The organism is Streptomyces sp. NPDC002144 (genome assembly GCF_053593695.1).
The window spans coordinates 250,016-265,276 of the sequence record NZ_JBSFDB010000002.1; the positions used below are offsets into that span (position 1 = coordinate 250,016).

At 72.0% G+C, this 15,261-nt stretch carries 13 protein-coding genes; 11 read left to right on the plus strand and 2 right to left on the minus strand.

The window, feature by feature from the left end; translation table 11 throughout:
• Positions 1–441: 441 nt before the first annotated feature.
• The 9 genes from ACWCQ1_RS03595 (at position 442) to ACWCQ1_RS03635 (ending at position 9,401) form a co-directional block, all read left to right on the plus strand.
• Positions 442–1,575: a 4Fe-4S dicluster domain-containing protein gene (locus tag ACWCQ1_RS03595; protein WP_358600349.1), complete on the plus strand. Its 1,134-nt coding sequence runs from the start codon at positions 442–444 to the stop codon at positions 1,573–1,575.
• Positions 1,572–2,045, plus strand: a complete 474-nt coding sequence (locus tag ACWCQ1_RS03600) for a Crp/Fnr family transcriptional regulator (RefSeq protein ID WP_133048412.1) — start codon at positions 1,572–1,574, stop codon at positions 2,043–2,045. The genes ACWCQ1_RS03595 and ACWCQ1_RS03600 overlap by 4 nt, the downstream gene beginning before the upstream one ends.
• Positions 2,042–2,848 (plus strand): FAD/NAD(P)-binding protein, encoded by an 807-nt coding sequence (locus ACWCQ1_RS03605; RefSeq protein ID WP_358600352.1) that lies wholly within the window; start codon positions 2,042–2,044, stop codon positions 2,846–2,848. The genes ACWCQ1_RS03600 and ACWCQ1_RS03605 overlap by 4 nt, the downstream gene beginning before the upstream one ends.
• A gap of 1 nt (position 2,849) precedes the next feature.
• Entirely contained in the window at positions 2,850–3,605 is a 756-nt protein-coding gene (locus ACWCQ1_RS03610; protein WP_358600355.1) for an NADH-quinone oxidoreductase subunit B family protein, read from the plus strand.
• Positions 3,602–4,975, plus strand: a complete 1,374-nt coding sequence (locus tag ACWCQ1_RS03615; RefSeq protein WP_358600358.1) for a Ni/Fe hydrogenase subunit alpha — start codon at positions 3,602–3,604, stop codon at positions 4,973–4,975. The genes ACWCQ1_RS03610 and ACWCQ1_RS03615 overlap by 4 nt, the downstream gene beginning before the upstream one ends.
• Positions 4,968–5,591, plus strand: a complete 624-nt coding sequence (locus ACWCQ1_RS03620; RefSeq protein ID WP_358600361.1) for a CBS domain-containing protein — start codon at positions 4,968–4,970, stop codon at positions 5,589–5,591. The genes ACWCQ1_RS03615 and ACWCQ1_RS03620 overlap by 8 nt, the downstream gene beginning before the upstream one ends.
• Complete coding sequence (hypD, locus tag ACWCQ1_RS03625) at positions 5,588–6,706, plus strand: hydrogenase formation protein HypD (RefSeq protein ID WP_358600364.1); 1,119 nt, start codon at positions 5,588–5,590, stop codon at positions 6,704–6,706. The genes ACWCQ1_RS03620 and hypD overlap by 4 nt, the downstream gene beginning before the upstream one ends.
• The gene (gene hypE / locus ACWCQ1_RS03630; RefSeq protein WP_358600367.1) at positions 6,703–7,737 is read left to right on the plus strand and encodes a hydrogenase expression/formation protein HypE; all 1,035 of its coding nucleotides are present in this window, start codon (positions 6,703–6,705) and stop codon (positions 7,735–7,737) included. Before hypD ends, hypE begins: the two co-directional genes overlap by 4 nt.
• A gap of 86 nt (positions 7,738–7,823) precedes the next feature.
• Positions 7,824–9,401, plus strand: coding sequence for a N,N-dimethylformamidase beta subunit family domain-containing protein (locus ACWCQ1_RS03635; protein WP_358600369.1), 1,578 nt, complete (start codon positions 7,824–7,826; stop codon positions 9,399–9,401).
• A 34-nt stretch (positions 9,402–9,435) separates the two neighbouring features.
• Here ACWCQ1_RS03635 and ACWCQ1_RS03640 read toward each other — a convergent pair whose 3' ends face one another.
• Complete coding sequence (locus tag ACWCQ1_RS03640; RefSeq protein ID WP_358600372.1) at positions 9,436–9,981, minus strand: DinB family protein; 546 nt, start codon at positions 9,979–9,981, stop codon at positions 9,436–9,438.
• A gap of 182 nt (positions 9,982–10,163) precedes the next feature.
• Between ACWCQ1_RS03640 and efeU the strand changes: the two genes are divergently transcribed.
• Both efeU and efeB read left to right on the plus strand, forming a co-directional pair.
• The gene (gene efeU, locus ACWCQ1_RS03645) at positions 10,164–12,212 is read left to right on the plus strand and encodes an iron uptake transporter permease EfeU (protein ID WP_451025741.1); all 2,049 of its coding nucleotides are present in this window, start codon (positions 10,164–10,166) and stop codon (positions 12,210–12,212) included.
• Positions 12,213–12,259: 47 nt separating this feature from the next.
• Positions 12,260–13,546 (plus strand): iron uptake transporter deferrochelatase/peroxidase subunit, encoded by a 1,287-nt coding sequence (gene efeB, locus ACWCQ1_RS03650; protein ID WP_451025742.1) that lies wholly within the window; start codon positions 12,260–12,262, stop codon positions 13,544–13,546.
• A gap of 63 nt (positions 13,547–13,609) precedes the next feature.
• Here the strand turns inward: efeB and ACWCQ1_RS03655 are convergent, their stop codons facing one another.
• Positions 13,610–15,124 carry a sialidase family protein gene (locus tag ACWCQ1_RS03655; RefSeq protein ID WP_451025743.1) on the minus strand — a complete coding sequence of 505 codons (1,515 nt, stop codon included), beginning with the start codon at positions 15,122–15,124 and terminating at the stop codon, positions 13,610–13,612.
• Positions 15,125–15,261 lie beyond the last annotated feature (137 nt).

Sequence of the window (15,261 nt, forward strand, 5' to 3'; positions counted from 1 at the left end):
CTTGCACCAGGCACGCCGAGAGCACGCTCCGGACTTCCATGACGCCGCAGGACCCGCTCTCCGGGCGGACGGCGGCACTTTCACCGCAGGCCCCAGCCGCCCCGCGTCATGAGATCCGGTCGACTCCGGTCCCAGGGCCGGTTGGCCCATGCACCCGGCGCAGGACGCGTCGCAAGCTGAGGGTGGACGAGCACGATCAGCCCTGACGAGGAGCACCGTTTGACTTCTCCCCCAGCTGAAGCCGGGAGATTCTTCCCTCGCGGGTTGAGGCCCGGCCAGCTTGGTTATCGCCGACCGGACGCCACAGAAGCTACCGCTTCCTGCGGGTGGTTGGGGGTGAACGCCGATCCGCCCTGGCGGCGCATCGGCTTTCCCTGCCCTGCTCCGCAGGAGTCCGTTTCCTCCCCGCCTGAAGGCGGGGGTATCCACGGAGGAATCCCGATGAGCGTCACCACAGCGTCTGCCGTGCTCGACCGGGACGGGTTGGACGCCTTGGTCACGGCTCTGGTCGGGCAGGGGCGCACCGTCGTCGGACCCACGGTGCGGGACGGGGCGATCGTGCTGGCGGAGCTGACGTCGGCCGACGCGCTGCCCTTCGGGTGGGGTGTGGAGCTGGAGGCCGGGCGGTACCGGCTGGTGCGACGCGAGGACGGGGCCGCCTTCGCGCACAGCGCGGGACCCCAGTCCTGGAAGAACTTCCTGCATCCGGCGCGGCAGAGGCTGTGGAGTGCCGACCGGACGCCGGAGGGGGAGGTGTCCTTCACCCCGGAGGAACCCACCGCGCCCGACTACGCCTTTCTCGGGGTGCGGCCCTGTGATCTGCGGGCCATCGCCATCCAGGACCGGGTGCTGACCGGTGGCCGGTTCGAGGACTCCGGGTACGGGGCACGCCGGCGGCGGGCACTGCTCATCGCCGTCGAGTGCGTGGAGCCCGGCGCGACCTGCTTCTGCGTGTCCGCCGGGGGCGGGCCCGCCGCCGATCCGGGCTACGACCTGGCGCTGACCGAGGTGGTGGACGGTGACGGACACCGCTTCCTGGTGCGTGTGGGCAGCGACGAGGGTGCCCGGCTGCTGGAGCTGGTGCCGCACCGCCGCGCCGACACGGGCACCGAGACCACGGCCCGGGCCTCGGTCGACGCGGCGCGCGACCGCATGGGGCGCTCGCTGCCGCCCGTCGACCTGCGCGCGCTGATGGGGGCGAGCCTGGACGCCGAGCGCTGGGACGAGGTCGCCGAGCGCTGTCTGACCTGCGGCAACTGCACGATGGTGTGTCCCACCTGCTTCTGTGTCACCACCGAGGAGGTCACCGACCTCACCGGCGACCACACCGAACGCTGGCAGCGCTGGGACTCCTGCTTCGACCTGGACTTCTCCTTCCTGCACGAGGGGCCGGTCCGCTCGTCCGGCAAGGCCCGCTACCGGCAGTGGCTCACCCACAAACTCTCCACCTGGCACGACCAGTTCGGCAGCTCGGGCTGTGTCGGCTGCGGCCGGTGCATCGCCTGGTGCCCGGCCGGGATCGACATCACCGAGGAAGTCGCCGCGCTGCACACCGAATCGGAGACGGAGCGATGACCCCCTCGATCACCCTGCGCCTGGAACACGCGATGCCCGTCGAGCACCGGGAACGGCTGCTGCGCGTCGCCCGCGAGGTCGACCTGAAACCGGACACCCGGCTCTTCGAGGAGGGCGGGCGGGCCGACCGGTTCTGGATCGTCCGCGACGGCACGGTCGCTCTCGACATGCATGTCCCGGGCCACCGCACGCCCGTGATCGAGACCCTCGGCACGGGCGATCTCGTGGGCTGGTCCTGGCTGTTCGAGCCGTACGTCTGGCAGTTGGGCGCGGTCACGATGACCCGGGTGCGGGCGTACGAGTTCGACGCGGTCGCGGTGCGGCTGATGTGCGACGACGACGCCGCCTTCGGGCGGGCGGTCGGCCGCTGGGTGGGCCGCGTGCTCTCCCACCGGCTGAACGCGGCGCGGGCCCGGCTCGTCGACCTGTACGGCTCCCCGGCCGCATTCCTGAGCGGTGGTGTGGAATGACCGCCGTACCCCTCCCCCATCGCGTGGTCGACCGGCACAGGGACACCGCGGAGACGGTCACGCTGCGGCTGGAGCCGGTCGGCGAGCCGCTGGCGGAGTTCGCGCCGGGGCAGTTCGCGATGGTGCACTGCTTCGGGCGCGGGGAGATTCCGCTGTCGGTGAGCTCCGTGCAGGCTACGGGCGGGCTCGCGCACACGATCCGCGGCGTGGGCGCGGTCTCCGACGGGTTGTGCGCAGCCCGCGTGGGCGACGTGGTCGGACTGCGCGGCCCGTACGGGACGAGCTGGGAACTCGAACGGGCGTATGGACAGGACGTGTTGGTGGTGGCCGGCGGCATCGGCCTTGCGCCGCTGCGGCCGCTGATCCTCGGCGCGCTCGCCGAGCCCGCGGCGTACGGACGGGTCAGCGTGCTCGTCGGCGCGCGGACCCCGGCCGACCTCATCTCCCGCAAGGAACTGGAGCAGTGGGCCACGGCGTACACCGGCGTGACCGTGGACTGGCCCGACACCGGATGGCACGGGGACGTCGGGGTGGTCACCCAGCTGCTCGGCCGGGCGCCCTTCGATCCGGACCGCACCTGGGCGTTCGTGTGCGGTCCCGAGCCGATGATCCGCGCCACCGCCCGGGATCTCGCACACCGCGGGGTGCCGCCGGAGCGGATCCGGGTCTCGCTGGAACGGAACATGCGCTGTGCGACCGGGCACTGCGGGCACTGCCAGCTCGGACCGCTGCTGGTGTGCCGGGACGGGCCGGTCGTCGGCTGGGACCAGGCCCAACCTCTGCTGTCGGTAAGGGAGTTGTGAGATGAGCGCGCCCAAACTCGCCGTGTTCAAACTGGCCTCCTGCGACGGCTGCCAGCTCACCCTGCTGGACTGCGAGGACGAACTCCTCGCCCTGGCCGGCACGGTGGAGATCGCCCACTTCCTGGAGGCCACCAGCACCGTCCTGCCCGGCCCCTACGACCTGACCCTCGTCGAGGGTTCGGTCACCACGGCCCAGGACGCCGAACGCATCCGCACGATCCGTGCCAACTCCCGTCACCTGGTCACGATCGGGGCGTGCGCGACGGCCGGCGGCATCCAAGCCCTGCGGAACTTCGCGGACGTGGACGAGTTCCGGCGGGTGGTCTACGCCCACCCCGAGTACATCTCCGCCCTCGCCACCTCCACCCCCGTCTCGGCCCACGTCGACGTCGACTTCGAGCTGCGCGGCTGCCCCGTCGACAAGCGGCAGCTCATCGAGGTGATCACCGCCTTCCTCGCCGGGCGCAGGCCGGACGTGCCGAACCACAGCGTGTGCTTCGAGTGCAAACGGCGCGGCACGGTCTGCGTCACGGTCGCCGAGGGCAAGCCCTGCCTGGGCCCGGTCACACACGCCGGGTGCGGGGCGCTGTGTCCGGCGTACCGGCGCGGCTGCTTCGGCTGCTTCGGCCCGTCCGGGTCGGTCAACCTGCCCGCCCTCATCCCGGTGCTGCGCCGCGACGGGATGGACGACGAAGCCGTCGTCCGCTTCCTGCACACCTTCAACGCCGCCGCCTTCGACAAGGAGCTGACGCCGTGACCCACCGCGGATCCCGCGTACTGCACGTCGGCTCGCTCTCCCGGGTCGAGGGCGAGGGGGCGCTGAGCCTGCACGTCCACGACGGCACCGTCACCGCGGCCCGGCTGGAGATCTACGAACCGCCCCGGTTCTTCGAGGCGTTCCTGCGCGGACGCTCCTACACCGAGCCGCCCGACATCACGGCCCGGGTGTGCGGGATCTGCCCCGTGGCGTACCAGATGAGCGCCTGCGCGGCGATCGAGGACGCCTGCGGGGTGACGGTCGATCCGGTGATCCGCGACCTGCGGCGGCTGCTGTACTGCGGGGAGTGGATCGAGAGCCAGGCCCTGCACATCTATCTGCTGCACGCCCCGGACTTCCTCGGCCGCCCGAGCGCGATCGACCTGGCCCGCACCCACCGGGCCGAGGTGGAGCGGGGGCTGCGGCTGAAGAAGGCGGGCAACTCGCTGATGGAGCTGCTCGGCGGACGGGCCGTGCACCCCGTCAACGTCCGCCTCGGCGGCTTCCACCGGGCCCCCACCCGCGAGGAACTGCGCCCGCTGCGCGAGGAGTTGAAACGGGCCCTGGACGACGCCTGGGCCACCGTGCGCTGGGTCGCCGGCTTCGAGTTCCCCTTCGCCCACACCTCCGCCGACCTGCTCGCGCTGGCCGCCCCCGACACGTACGCCATCGAGAGCGGCACCCCGACCGTGCTGCGCGCCGACGGCGGCACCGAGTCCTTCCCCGTGGCCGCGTTCACCGACCGGGTGCGGGAGATCCATGTGCCGCACTCGACCGCACTGCACTCGCGCCTCGACGGCCGGCTGCATCTGACCGGGTCGCTGGCCCGGTTCGCGATCGGCGGCCGGAAGCTGTCGCCGGTCGCGATCGAGGCGGCGATCGAGGCGGGGCTCGGCGATCCGCGCGAGGGCGCCGTGTGCCGCAACCCGTACCGGTCCATCCTGGTGCGGGCGGTGGAGACGCTGTACGCCGTCGAGGAGGCGCTGCGGATCATCGACGGGTACGAGCCGCCCGCACGCCCCTACGTCGACGTGCCGCCGGTCGCGGGGGTCGGTCACGGCGCCACCGAAGCTCCGCGCGGCATGCTCTACCACCGCTACGAACTCACCGCCGACGGCACGGTGACGAGCGCCCTGATGGTGCCGCCGACCGCGCAGAACCAGGGCGCGATCGAGGACGACCTGTTCCGTCTGGCCCAGCGGGCGATCGGTGAACACGACCCCGGCGACGACGAGTTGACGGCTCTGTGCGAGCGGGCGATCCGCAATCACGACCCGTGCATCTCGTGCTCCACCCACTTCCTCGACCTCAAGATCGTCCGCACCTCGGGAGCGATCCCGGACGAGACCTCGGGAGGCTGCGATGCCTGAATCGCCGTTCACCGTGAGCGATGTGATGACCCAGACCGTCATCGCCGTCGGGCGTGACGCGCCCTTCAAGGAGATCGTCGAGCTGATCGACCAGTGGAAGGTCAGCGCCCTGCCCGTGCTGGAGGGCGAGGGCCGCGTCGTCGGCGTGGTCTCCGAGGCCGACCTGCTGGCCAAGGAGGAGTTCCGGGACACCGAGGAGGGCGACCCGGCCGAGCGGACCAAGGCCGGTGCCGTGACCGCGGGCGAGTTGATGAGCACGCCCGTCGTCACCGTGCACGCCGACGCCTCGCTCGCCGAGGCCGCCCGGATCATGGCACGCCGGCACGTCAAGCGGCTGCCCGTGGTCGACGGAGTCGGCATCCTTCAGGGCGTGGTCAGCCGCAGCGACCTGCTCAAGGTCTTCCTGCGCGACGACGAGGAGATCGCCGAGGAGATCCGGCACGTCATCCTGTCCCAGCTGCCCGTCACCACCGGCGCCCTGACGGTCTCCGTCACCGAAGGCGTGGTCACACTGGGCGGCGTCCTGCCCGACCGGACGCTGGTGCCCGTGGTGGCGCGCGCGGTGCGGGCGGTCGAGGGTGTGGTCGACATCCGGCTGGATCTGACGCACCGATGAAGTACCTCGACGAGTACCGCGATCCCGTCCTCGCCAGGCGCCTGCTGGACGAGCTGGGCCAGGCCGCCACCCAGCCCTGGCGGATCATGGAGGTGTGCGGCGGTCAGACCCACACCCTGGTCCGCCAGGGCATCGACGAGCTGCTGCCGGCCGGCATGCGCATGATCCACGGTCCCGGCTGCCCGGTCTGCGTGACCCCGCTGGAGACCCTGGACCGGGCCATGGCCGTCGCCGCCCGGCCCGGCGTGATCTTCACCAGCTTCGGCGACATGCTGCGCGTGCCCGGCACGGACACCGACCTCCTGTCGCTGCGGGCGCGCGGCGCCGACGTCCGCGTGGTGTACGCCCCGATGGACGCCGTACGCCTGGCCGCCGCCCACCCCGACCGTGAAGTGGTATTCCTGGCCGTCGGGTTCGAGACCACCGCACCCGCCAACGCCATGGCCGTCCTGCACGCGGCCCGCCTCGGACTGACGAACTTCTCCCTCCTCGTCAGCCACGTCCTGGTCCCCCCCGCGATGACCGCGCTGCTCGACGACCCCGAGTGCGAGGTGCAGGCCTTCCTGGCGGCCGGGCACGTGTGCGCGGTGATGGGCTGGCGCGAGTACGAGCCGATCGCCGCCCGCTACCGGGTCCCGATCGTGGTGACCGGCTTCGAACCGCTGGACCTGCTGGAGGGCATCCTCATGGCGGTACGGCAGCTGGAGTCCGGCCGCTTCGAGGTCGAGAACCAGTACGTACGGGCGGTGCGCCGCTCGGGCAACACCGCGGCGCAGGACGCGGTCCGAGAGGTCTTCCAGGTCACCGACCGGGCCTGGCGCGGCATCGGGGCGCTGCCCGACAGCGGCCTCGAACTGGCCGACGCCTACGCCGCGTTCGACGCCGCCCGCCGCTTCGAGGTGGGCGGGCTGTGCCCGGTGGAGGACGCCGACTGCATCGCCGGCGCGATCCTCACCGGTGCCAGGCTGCCGACCGACTGCGCGGCCTACGGCACCCGCTGCACGCCCCGTCACCCCCTCGGCGCGCCCATGGTGTCGTCCGAGGGCACGTGCGCCGCCTTCCACGCGGCCGGACGCACCGCCGCATCCGACGTCGCCGCGAGGAGCACACCATGACCGTCCAATGCCCCACGCCGAACCACGAGGACGAGGTCGTGCTGCTCGGCCACGGCGCCGGCGGCCGCCTCACCGGCGAGCTACTGGACCGGCTGGTGCTGCCCGCGCTGGGCGGCGCACCGGGGCCGCTGGAGGACGCGGCGCTGCTGCCGGGCCACCCGGACCTGGTGATCAGCACGGACAGCTTCGTCGTCAGCCCCCTGTTCTTCCCGGGCGGCGACATCGGTTCCCTCGCCGTCCACGGGACGGTCAACGACCTGGCCATGCGGGGTGCCCGGCCGCTCGCGCTGTCCGTGTCGCTCATCATCGAGGAGGGCCTGGAGCTGGCCGAACTGCGGGCCGTGATGGACTCGTTGGGCAAGGCGGCCGAGGAGGCGGGGGTGCCGGTCGTGACGGGTGACACCAAGGTGGTGGGACGGGGCGCCGCCGACCGGCTGTTCGTCAACACCACCGGCGTCGGGCAACGCCACCCCGCCCTGTCCCCGTCCGCCGCCTCGGCCCGCCCCGGCGACGCGGTCCTGCTGTCCGGCCCGATAGGGCTGCACGGCACGACAGTGCTGAGCACCCGCGAGGGGCTGGGCTTCGAGAGCGACATCGCCTCCGACACCCGTCCCCTGCACCGCCTCGTCGAGACCCTGACCCCGCTCGGCGCCGCCGTCCACGTCCTGCGCGACCCCACCCGGGGCGGTCTGGCCGCGGCCCTGAACGAGATCGCGCGGGACTCGTCCGTCGCCGTCGAGATCGAGGAGAACGCCGTCCCGGTGCCGGAGGCGGTGGCCTCGGCCTGTGACCTGCTGGGCCTCGATCCGCTGATCGTCGCCAACGAGGGCTGCATGGTCGTGTTCGTCGACGCATCCGCCGCCGAGGAGGCCCTGAACGGCCTGCGGTCACTGCCGGAGGGCGCGCAGGCGGTTCGGATCGGCGAGGTCCTGGAGCAGGGCCCGGGCGGCCGGGTCACCCTGCGCACCCTGGTGGGGGCCCGGCGCATCGTGGACATGCCGCTGGGTGAGCAGCTTCCACGGATCTGCTGACGCCGCGGGGGCTGTGTCGATTCCCTCCCCTGTGGAAGTCTGGGCCAGGAAAGGACGCTGAGGCCCGGCGAGGTGCGGGAGGCGGTGTGAGTCCTGACGAGCAGGGAGCGCACGTCCCGGACGGTCCGGAGGCCTCCTTGGGACGCAGGCGCTTCCTGCAGGTGTGCGCCGGCGTCGGGGCGGGATCGGCGGCCGCCGCCGCATGCGGTCCCGCGTCGAGGAGCGGCCGTCCCCACCGCCGTACGAACAGGGCCGCGAACCACGGCCCGTCTGCCGAGAACGACCGCCCCGGCACCTCCGACTGGCGGATTCGCTCCCTGGGGCCCCCGGACGCCGTGACGGGCTATGCCGACCGGGTGAGCGTGGCTCCCGGGGAGGAATGCGGGCTGTACGTGTCGACCACCGCGTCGGCGTTCCAGGTCTCCGCCTTCCGCGTCGGCTGGTACGGCGGCGAACAGGCCCGGCGGGTCTGGTCCTCCGGGCGGGTGCCGGGCCGCGTCCAGCCCGCCCCGCGGTTCCTGCCCGACACCCGCACCGTCCGCGCCGACTGGCAGCCCACGTTGACCTTCACCACCGAGGGCTGGCCGGAGGGCGCGTACCTGCTGCGGCTGAAGGCCGACAACGGCCATCAGCGCTACATCCCGCTGATCGTGCGCTCGGTCCAGGGCCGTGGGCGTACCGTGCTCGTGCACGCGCCGGCCACCTGGCAGGCGTACAACCGGTGGGGCGGCTACAGCCTCTACGGCGGGGCCGACGGCTCCTACTTCACACGCTCCCTCGCCGTCAGCTTCGACCGGCCCTACGACTCCGTCGGCGCCGAGAAGTTCCTGGTGTACGAGCGGCCGTTGGTGGTGCTGGCCGAACGGCTCGGCATACCGCTCGCCTACACCACCGGCGCGGACGTCCACCGCGATCCCAGCGTGCTGCACGGCGCCAGAGCCGCCGTCTGTCTGGGCCACGACGAGTACTGGACGCCCCAGCAGCGCCTGTACGTCACCGAGGCGCGGGACGCCGGAACCAACATCGCCTTCCTCGGCGCCAACACGTGCTTCCGCCGGGTGCGCCTGGAGGCGGGCGAGACGGCGCCGGACCGGACGGTCGTCTGCTACAAGTCGGCCTACGACAGGGACCCTTACGTCCGGTCCCGGCCCGCCCTGGTCACCACCGACTTCCGCGCGCCTCCCGCGCCCGACCCCGAGTCCTCCCTCACCGGTGTGCTCTACGAGGGCTATCCGACCGACGCCCCGTATGTCGTACAGGCCGCGGACCACTGGCTGTACGAGGGGACGGGCGTGCGCCCCGGCGACGGCTTCGAGCATCTGGTCGGTGTCGAGTACGACCGTGTATCGCCCGGCTATCCCGTCCCCGAGCCCCTCGAGATCACCGCCCACTCGCCGCTGCTGTGCAAGGGCAGCGCCGGCCACAGCGACTCGGCGTACTACACCGTCGGCGGCGGCGCGGGTGTCTTCGCCACCGGCACCATGCGCTGGGTGGAGGCGCTGATGGCCGGCACCGCCGACGGCGGCCGCGACCACGGCATGGACGCCCGCACCCGCGCCTTCGTCACCCGGACCACGGAGAACCTCCTGCGCGCCTTCGCCGAGGGCCCCGCCGCCCGTCACCGCCCCGAGCCCCGCCCGAACGTGAGCGAGGTGTACGGCTGAGCGGCCCGGCCCACCGAGGTGCGCCCGGCGCCCCTCACACCCCGACCGCTCCGTCGATCCGTTCGCGGATCAGGTCGGCGTGTCCGTTGTGCCGGGCGTACTCCTCGATCATGTGCAGGAGCACCCAGCGCAGGGAGACCGTGCCGCGCCAGGCGTCGTGGCCCTGGACGTCGAGATGCGGTGCCCCGGCGACGAACGCCTCCGCGAAGGCGACTTCGTCGTGCCAGGCCGCCCAGGACTCCGCGACGGCCTCGGGGGCGGCGCCGTCGAAGTCACCCTCCGGGGCGGCCGCCGACGAGAACCGCAGCTCGACGTCGTCACCGGCGAGGACGGCCCGGAACCAACGGCGTTCCACATCGGCGAGGTGCCGTACCAGACCGAGCAGGGAGAGCGAGGACGGTGACACGGAGCGCAGCGCCAACTCCGGCCCCAAGCCTGAGCACTTGAGTTTCAGCGTGGCGCGCTGGGCGTCGAGCATCGCCACGATCATGGCCCGCTCGTCACCGGTCGCCGGGCCGCCGAACCGGTCCTCGCTGCCGGTGCCGGTGAACAGTTCGATCCGTCGGCCGGGAATCCTCATGCTCACATCATCGATGAACAGGTCCCCGCGCCCCAGGAAATACGCGGTCCAGGGTTTTGCTCCGGAATTGCTTCCTCATGACCTTTTGACTGCACAGCTGTGGTCATGATGGTCCGCGTCTAGTTAGGTATGCCTACGCTAATGAACCTGATCGGTGGCGGAGGCGGGCCAGGGAGAGCCGCATGTGGGATGACGCGTTTCCGAGCTTCCTGATCGGGTTGCGGGAAGGACTGGAAGCCGGACTCATCGTCTCCATCCTGGTCGCCACCCTGGTCCGGGCCGACGCCCGCTCCCGGCTGCCGCAGGTGTGGACGGGCGTGCTCGCGGCGATCGCGCTCGCCATGAGCTTCGGCGCGGTCCTCACCTTCACCGCCGCGTCCCTGTCGGCGACCGCTCAGGAAGCCTTCGGCGGCACCCTCGGCGTGATCGCGGTCGCGTTCGTCACCGCGATGGTGTTCTGGATGCGCCGCTCGGCCCGCAGCCTGTCCGGCGAGATCAAGGAGAAGGTGACGGGGGCGCTCGGCATGGGCGCGGGAGTCCTCATCGTCACCTCGTTCCTCGCCGTGGGCCGGGAGGGCCTGGAGACCGCCCTGTTCCTGTGGACCACCGCCCAGGCCGCCGGCGAGTCCGCCGGCCCGGTGACCGGCGCCGCGATCGGCCTCGTACTGGCCGCCGGCCTGTGCTGGGGCCTGTACCGGCGGGTGCTGAAAATCAACCTGACCAAGTTCTTCACCGCCACCGGCGCCGTGCTGATCGTCATCGCGGCCGGCGTCCTCGGCTACGGCCTGCGCGATCTGCAGGAGGGTGGCGTCCTGCCGGGGAAGACCGCCTTCGCCTTCGACCTGAGCGGCAGCGTCGACGCGGGTTCCTGGTACGGCACCCTCGTGCAGGGCGTGTTCAACCTGACGCCGGCCATGACCTGGCTCCAGGTGGTCGGGTACGGCGGTTACCTCGCCGTCGTCATGACGCTGTTCGTGCGCGGTGTGCGGGCGACCGAACCGAAGCCGGCCCGTGAGACCCGCGAGGCCGGCGAGAAGACCGCCCCGGACCAGGATGCCCCGCGGCCCGTCCGGCACCGTCCCGGCTGGGTGGTCCCGGTCGCCGTCGTCACCGTGCCGGCCGTGATCGCGGGCCTCGCCGTCGCCCTCGGCCGGCCCAAGCCCGCCGCGGCACAGACCGTGGCCGTCTCCGAGAAGGAGTGCGGCAAGGGGTTCTCGGCGCCCGAGCCAGGGCGGCAGACCTTCCAGATGCACAACACCGGTGACAAGACCTCCGAGGTGTACCTGGTCGATCCGGCCACCAACGCGGTCTACGGCGAGATCGAGGGCCTGGCCCCGGGCACGACCCGCGCGCTGGTCGCCACGGTGGGCGGCGGCACGTACGCCTGGCGGTGCGTCCCGACCGGCGGCGCCGCGGTCACCTCCAAGGCGGTCCGCGTCGCCGGCTCGGGATCGGCGAAGGCGGTCGTACCCGTCTCCGCGCAGGACCTCGCCGGCCCGCTCACCCGGTACAAGGCGTACGTCGACCAGGGCCTCGCCACGCTCGTCACCCAGACCCGCGCGCTCGCGGCCGACGTCAGGGGCGGCCGTCTCGGCAAGGCCCGCACCGACTGGCTCACCGCGCATCGCACCTACGCCTCGCTCGGCGCCGCCTACGGCACCTTCGAGAACTTCGACCAGAAGATCGACGGCCGGGCCGACGGGCTGCCGGGCGGCGTCCACGACAAGGACTTCACCGGTTTCCTGCGCGTCGAGTACGGCCTGTGGCACGGCGAGGCGGCGACGTCGCTCACCGGTCCCGCCGAGCAACTGGCCGTCGACGCCGCCGGGTTGCGCACGGCGTTCCCGCACCAGGACTTCGACCCGGGCGACCTGCCGCTGCGCGCCCACGAGATCCTCGAGAACACCCTGCAGTTCGAGCTGACCGGCGACACCGACGAGGGCAGCGGCACCAACCTCGCCACCGCCGACGCCAACCTCGCGGGCACCCGTGAACTGCTCACCGTGCTCAGGCCGCTGCTGACCACCCGCTCCCCGCACCTGCTGACGACGGTCGACGCGGACATCGCACGGCTTCAGGCACTTCTCGACGCCGCCCGTCACGGCACCTCCTGGACCCCCGTCGAGCGGCTCGACCAGACCACCCGCGCCCGTCTCGACGGAGCCACCGGCCAGCTCCTGGAGGACCTCTCCCCGGTCCCCGACCTGCTGGAGATCCGGAAGTCCGCCTGATGAACCACGCACAGCACGAGCCCGAACGCAGTGAAGGGAACGCCCCCATGCCGTCCGCCGCATCCCCCGTCCCGCAGGGCGGCTGCCCCGCCGGTGCCGGCCGCCGCTCCTTCGTGAAGACGGCCCTGGGAGCCGGAGCCGCCTCGGCGGTCCTGGCGGGCGGCGGTCTCGCGCTCGCGCAGAGCGGCGGCGGCACCGCCCAGGCCGCCACGCGGACGCCCGGCGCCGCCGCCAAGGTCCCCTTCCACGGGGTCCACCAGGCCGGCATCGTCACACCCGCCCCCGCGGCCGCCACCTTCGTCTCCTTCGACGTCATCGCCGGCAACCGGACCGAACTGGCCGAGCTGCTCAGGACGATCACCGCCCGCGCCCGTTTCCTCACCTCCGGCGGGACCCCCGCCGACCTCGGCGTGGGCGCCCCGCCCTCCGACAACGGCATCCTCGGCCCGACCGTGCCCGCCGACGGGCTCACCGTCACCGTCGGTGTCGGCGCCTCCCTCTTCGACGACCGTTACGGTCTCGCCAAGGCCCGGCCGAGCCGGCTGACGGCGATGCGCACCTTCCCCAACGACAACCTCAAGCCGGCCGAGTGCCATGGCGACCTGTCCCTGCAGATCTGCGCCGACCGCCAGGACACCGTCCTGCACGCGCTGCGCGACATCGCCAAGCACACCCGCGGCGCCATGCAGATCAAGTGGCGCATCGACGGCTTCCAGAACACACCGCGGCCCACCGGGGCCCAGCGCAACCTGCTCGGCTTCAAGGACGGCATCGCCAACCCCGACGTCACCTCGGCGCGCGAGACCAGCCGGCTGGTCTGGGTCGGGGACGGCGACGGCGAACCCGCCTGGGCGAAGGGCGGCAGCTACCAGGTGATCCGGATCATCCGCATGCTGGTGGAGTTCTGGGACCGGGTCTCCCTCACCGAGCAGGAGAAGATGTTCGGCCGCCGCAAGGACACCGGCGCCCCGCTCGACGGCGCCGTGGAGACGGACATCCCCAACTACGCCAAGGACCCGCACGGCACCGCGATCCCCCTGGACGCGCACATCCGGCTGGCCAACCCGCGCACCGCGAAGACCGACAACACCCGTATCCTGCGCCGCGGTTACAACTACGACCGGGGGATCGACGACATCGGCAACCTCGACATGGGCCTGGTGTTCTGCTGCTACCAGCAGGACGTGAAGCGGCAGTTCGAGGCGACCCAGACCCGCCTCATCGACGAACCCCTCGTCGACTACATCTCCCCCACCGGCGGCGGCTACTTCTTCGCCCTGCCCGGCGCCCGCGACTCCGCCGACTGGCTGGGCCGCGGGTTGCTCTCGGCCTGAGCGGCAGGGACCGCGGGGGGCGTCCGGCGCCTCATGTCCGAACGCCCCCCGGAGCGGCTGTGGTCAGGGGCTGTCCTCGCCGCCCTCCGTGCCGCCGTTGGCCAGCCACTGCGCGTAGGCGATCGCGGCCAGGCGGGCCGAGAAGACGTTGTCCCGGACGGTGGCGGTCGTGACGGGGGCGGTGCCGGCGGCCGCGGTCAGACCCGACGCCGGCGCGTACATCGCCTCGTTGAAGACCGACCCGCTGGGCGCCGACGCCACGGCGAAGACGGGATGGGCCGTACCGCCGGAGAAGGACGTGGAGATGTAGTCGCCGACCATGGTGCCCTGCGTGGTGCTCGCCAGCCAGGAGTGGCTCATCGGGCCGGCCAGCTGGGTCGGCGCGGTCCAGGTGCTGCCGCCGTTGGTCGAGGAGACGTACCCGACGTCCAACTGGCACGTGGAAGCGGTGCAGTTGGCCACCGGGTGGTAGTAGTACGTCAACGCCAGATGCGCCGTGCCGCCCGATGTGGCCGGATCGACCGCGAGCCCGGGGATGAAATGGTCGACGGTGCTGGTCGTCGCGTCGATCGGGATTCGGGTCACCGAGGACCAGGTGGTGCCGTTGCTGCTGGTCGCCATCACGATGTCGTTGGCGGTGCAGGAGCCCCCGCCCGCGCGGAACCGGCAGTCCTGCCAGACCACGTACACCTTGCCGGCGGCGTCGATCTCCGCGGAGGGCAGCGGGCCGCTGCGCAGGCCGCCGCGCACGGTGAAGGTGCTGACGGTCGCCACGGTGGTGGCGTTGGTCCAGGAACTGCCGCCGTTGGTGGACGTGAAGGCGCGGATGGCGGTCTCGGAGGCGTTGGCGATCGGCACGACCACGGTGCCGTTCGGCTGGACCACGGGCTGGCCGCCGAGGCCCGTGGCGTTGTTGCCGGTGTTCTTCGACGCGCCCCAGGTGAGGCCGCCGTCGGAAGAGGTGGTCATCTTGATGCGGTCACCGTCGCCGTTGTTGTCGTACTCGGTGTAGCAGTTGCCGTAGAAGGCGCTGGTGGCGGTGTTGTCGCAGACGATCCAGTTCTTGTCGAGGCTCGAACCGGTGGCGGTGACCACGGGGTTGCTCCAGGTCAGTCCGCCGTCGGTGGAGCGGCTGGTGAACACCTCGGGCACGGAGACGGACGAGGTGATGGGGATGCTGGAGATCAGCCAGACGTTGTGCCTCGCGTCGTAGGCCACCGACGCGTCGCTGACCCGTTGGAAGGTGCCGCCTGCCTGGGTGGTGATCCCCGGCAGGAATCCCTGGGTCCAGGTGGCGCCGCCGTCCTTGGAGGTCGCGAATCCGACGTTCGAGCCACCGCCGTCGGTGAACCGGCCGACCTGGAAGGCGGAGACGATCGTGGAGCCGTAGGAGAAGGTGTCCGGCTCGACCTCGGTGGCGTGCTGGCTGGTGGAGTTGGTGTACGGGTCGGAGCTGATCCGGGTGAGGGTCGGCGCGGCGGTCGCGGTGCCCGTCGACAGGACCAGCGCGCCGGCCGCGAGAGCCGCCGTCACCAGGCCGGGTCTCGCCAGGCGGTGGAGCAGTGAATTCAGGGCCATGATCCGTTCCCTTTCCGAGAAGGGGCACGTCCGGCATCGGGACGCCGACACTGTTGCGGCTATTACATGGTCATGTCAACGCAATCCGCATCAACTCCCGACGAACCATGGAGAATTGACACCAGCTTGACTCGCAC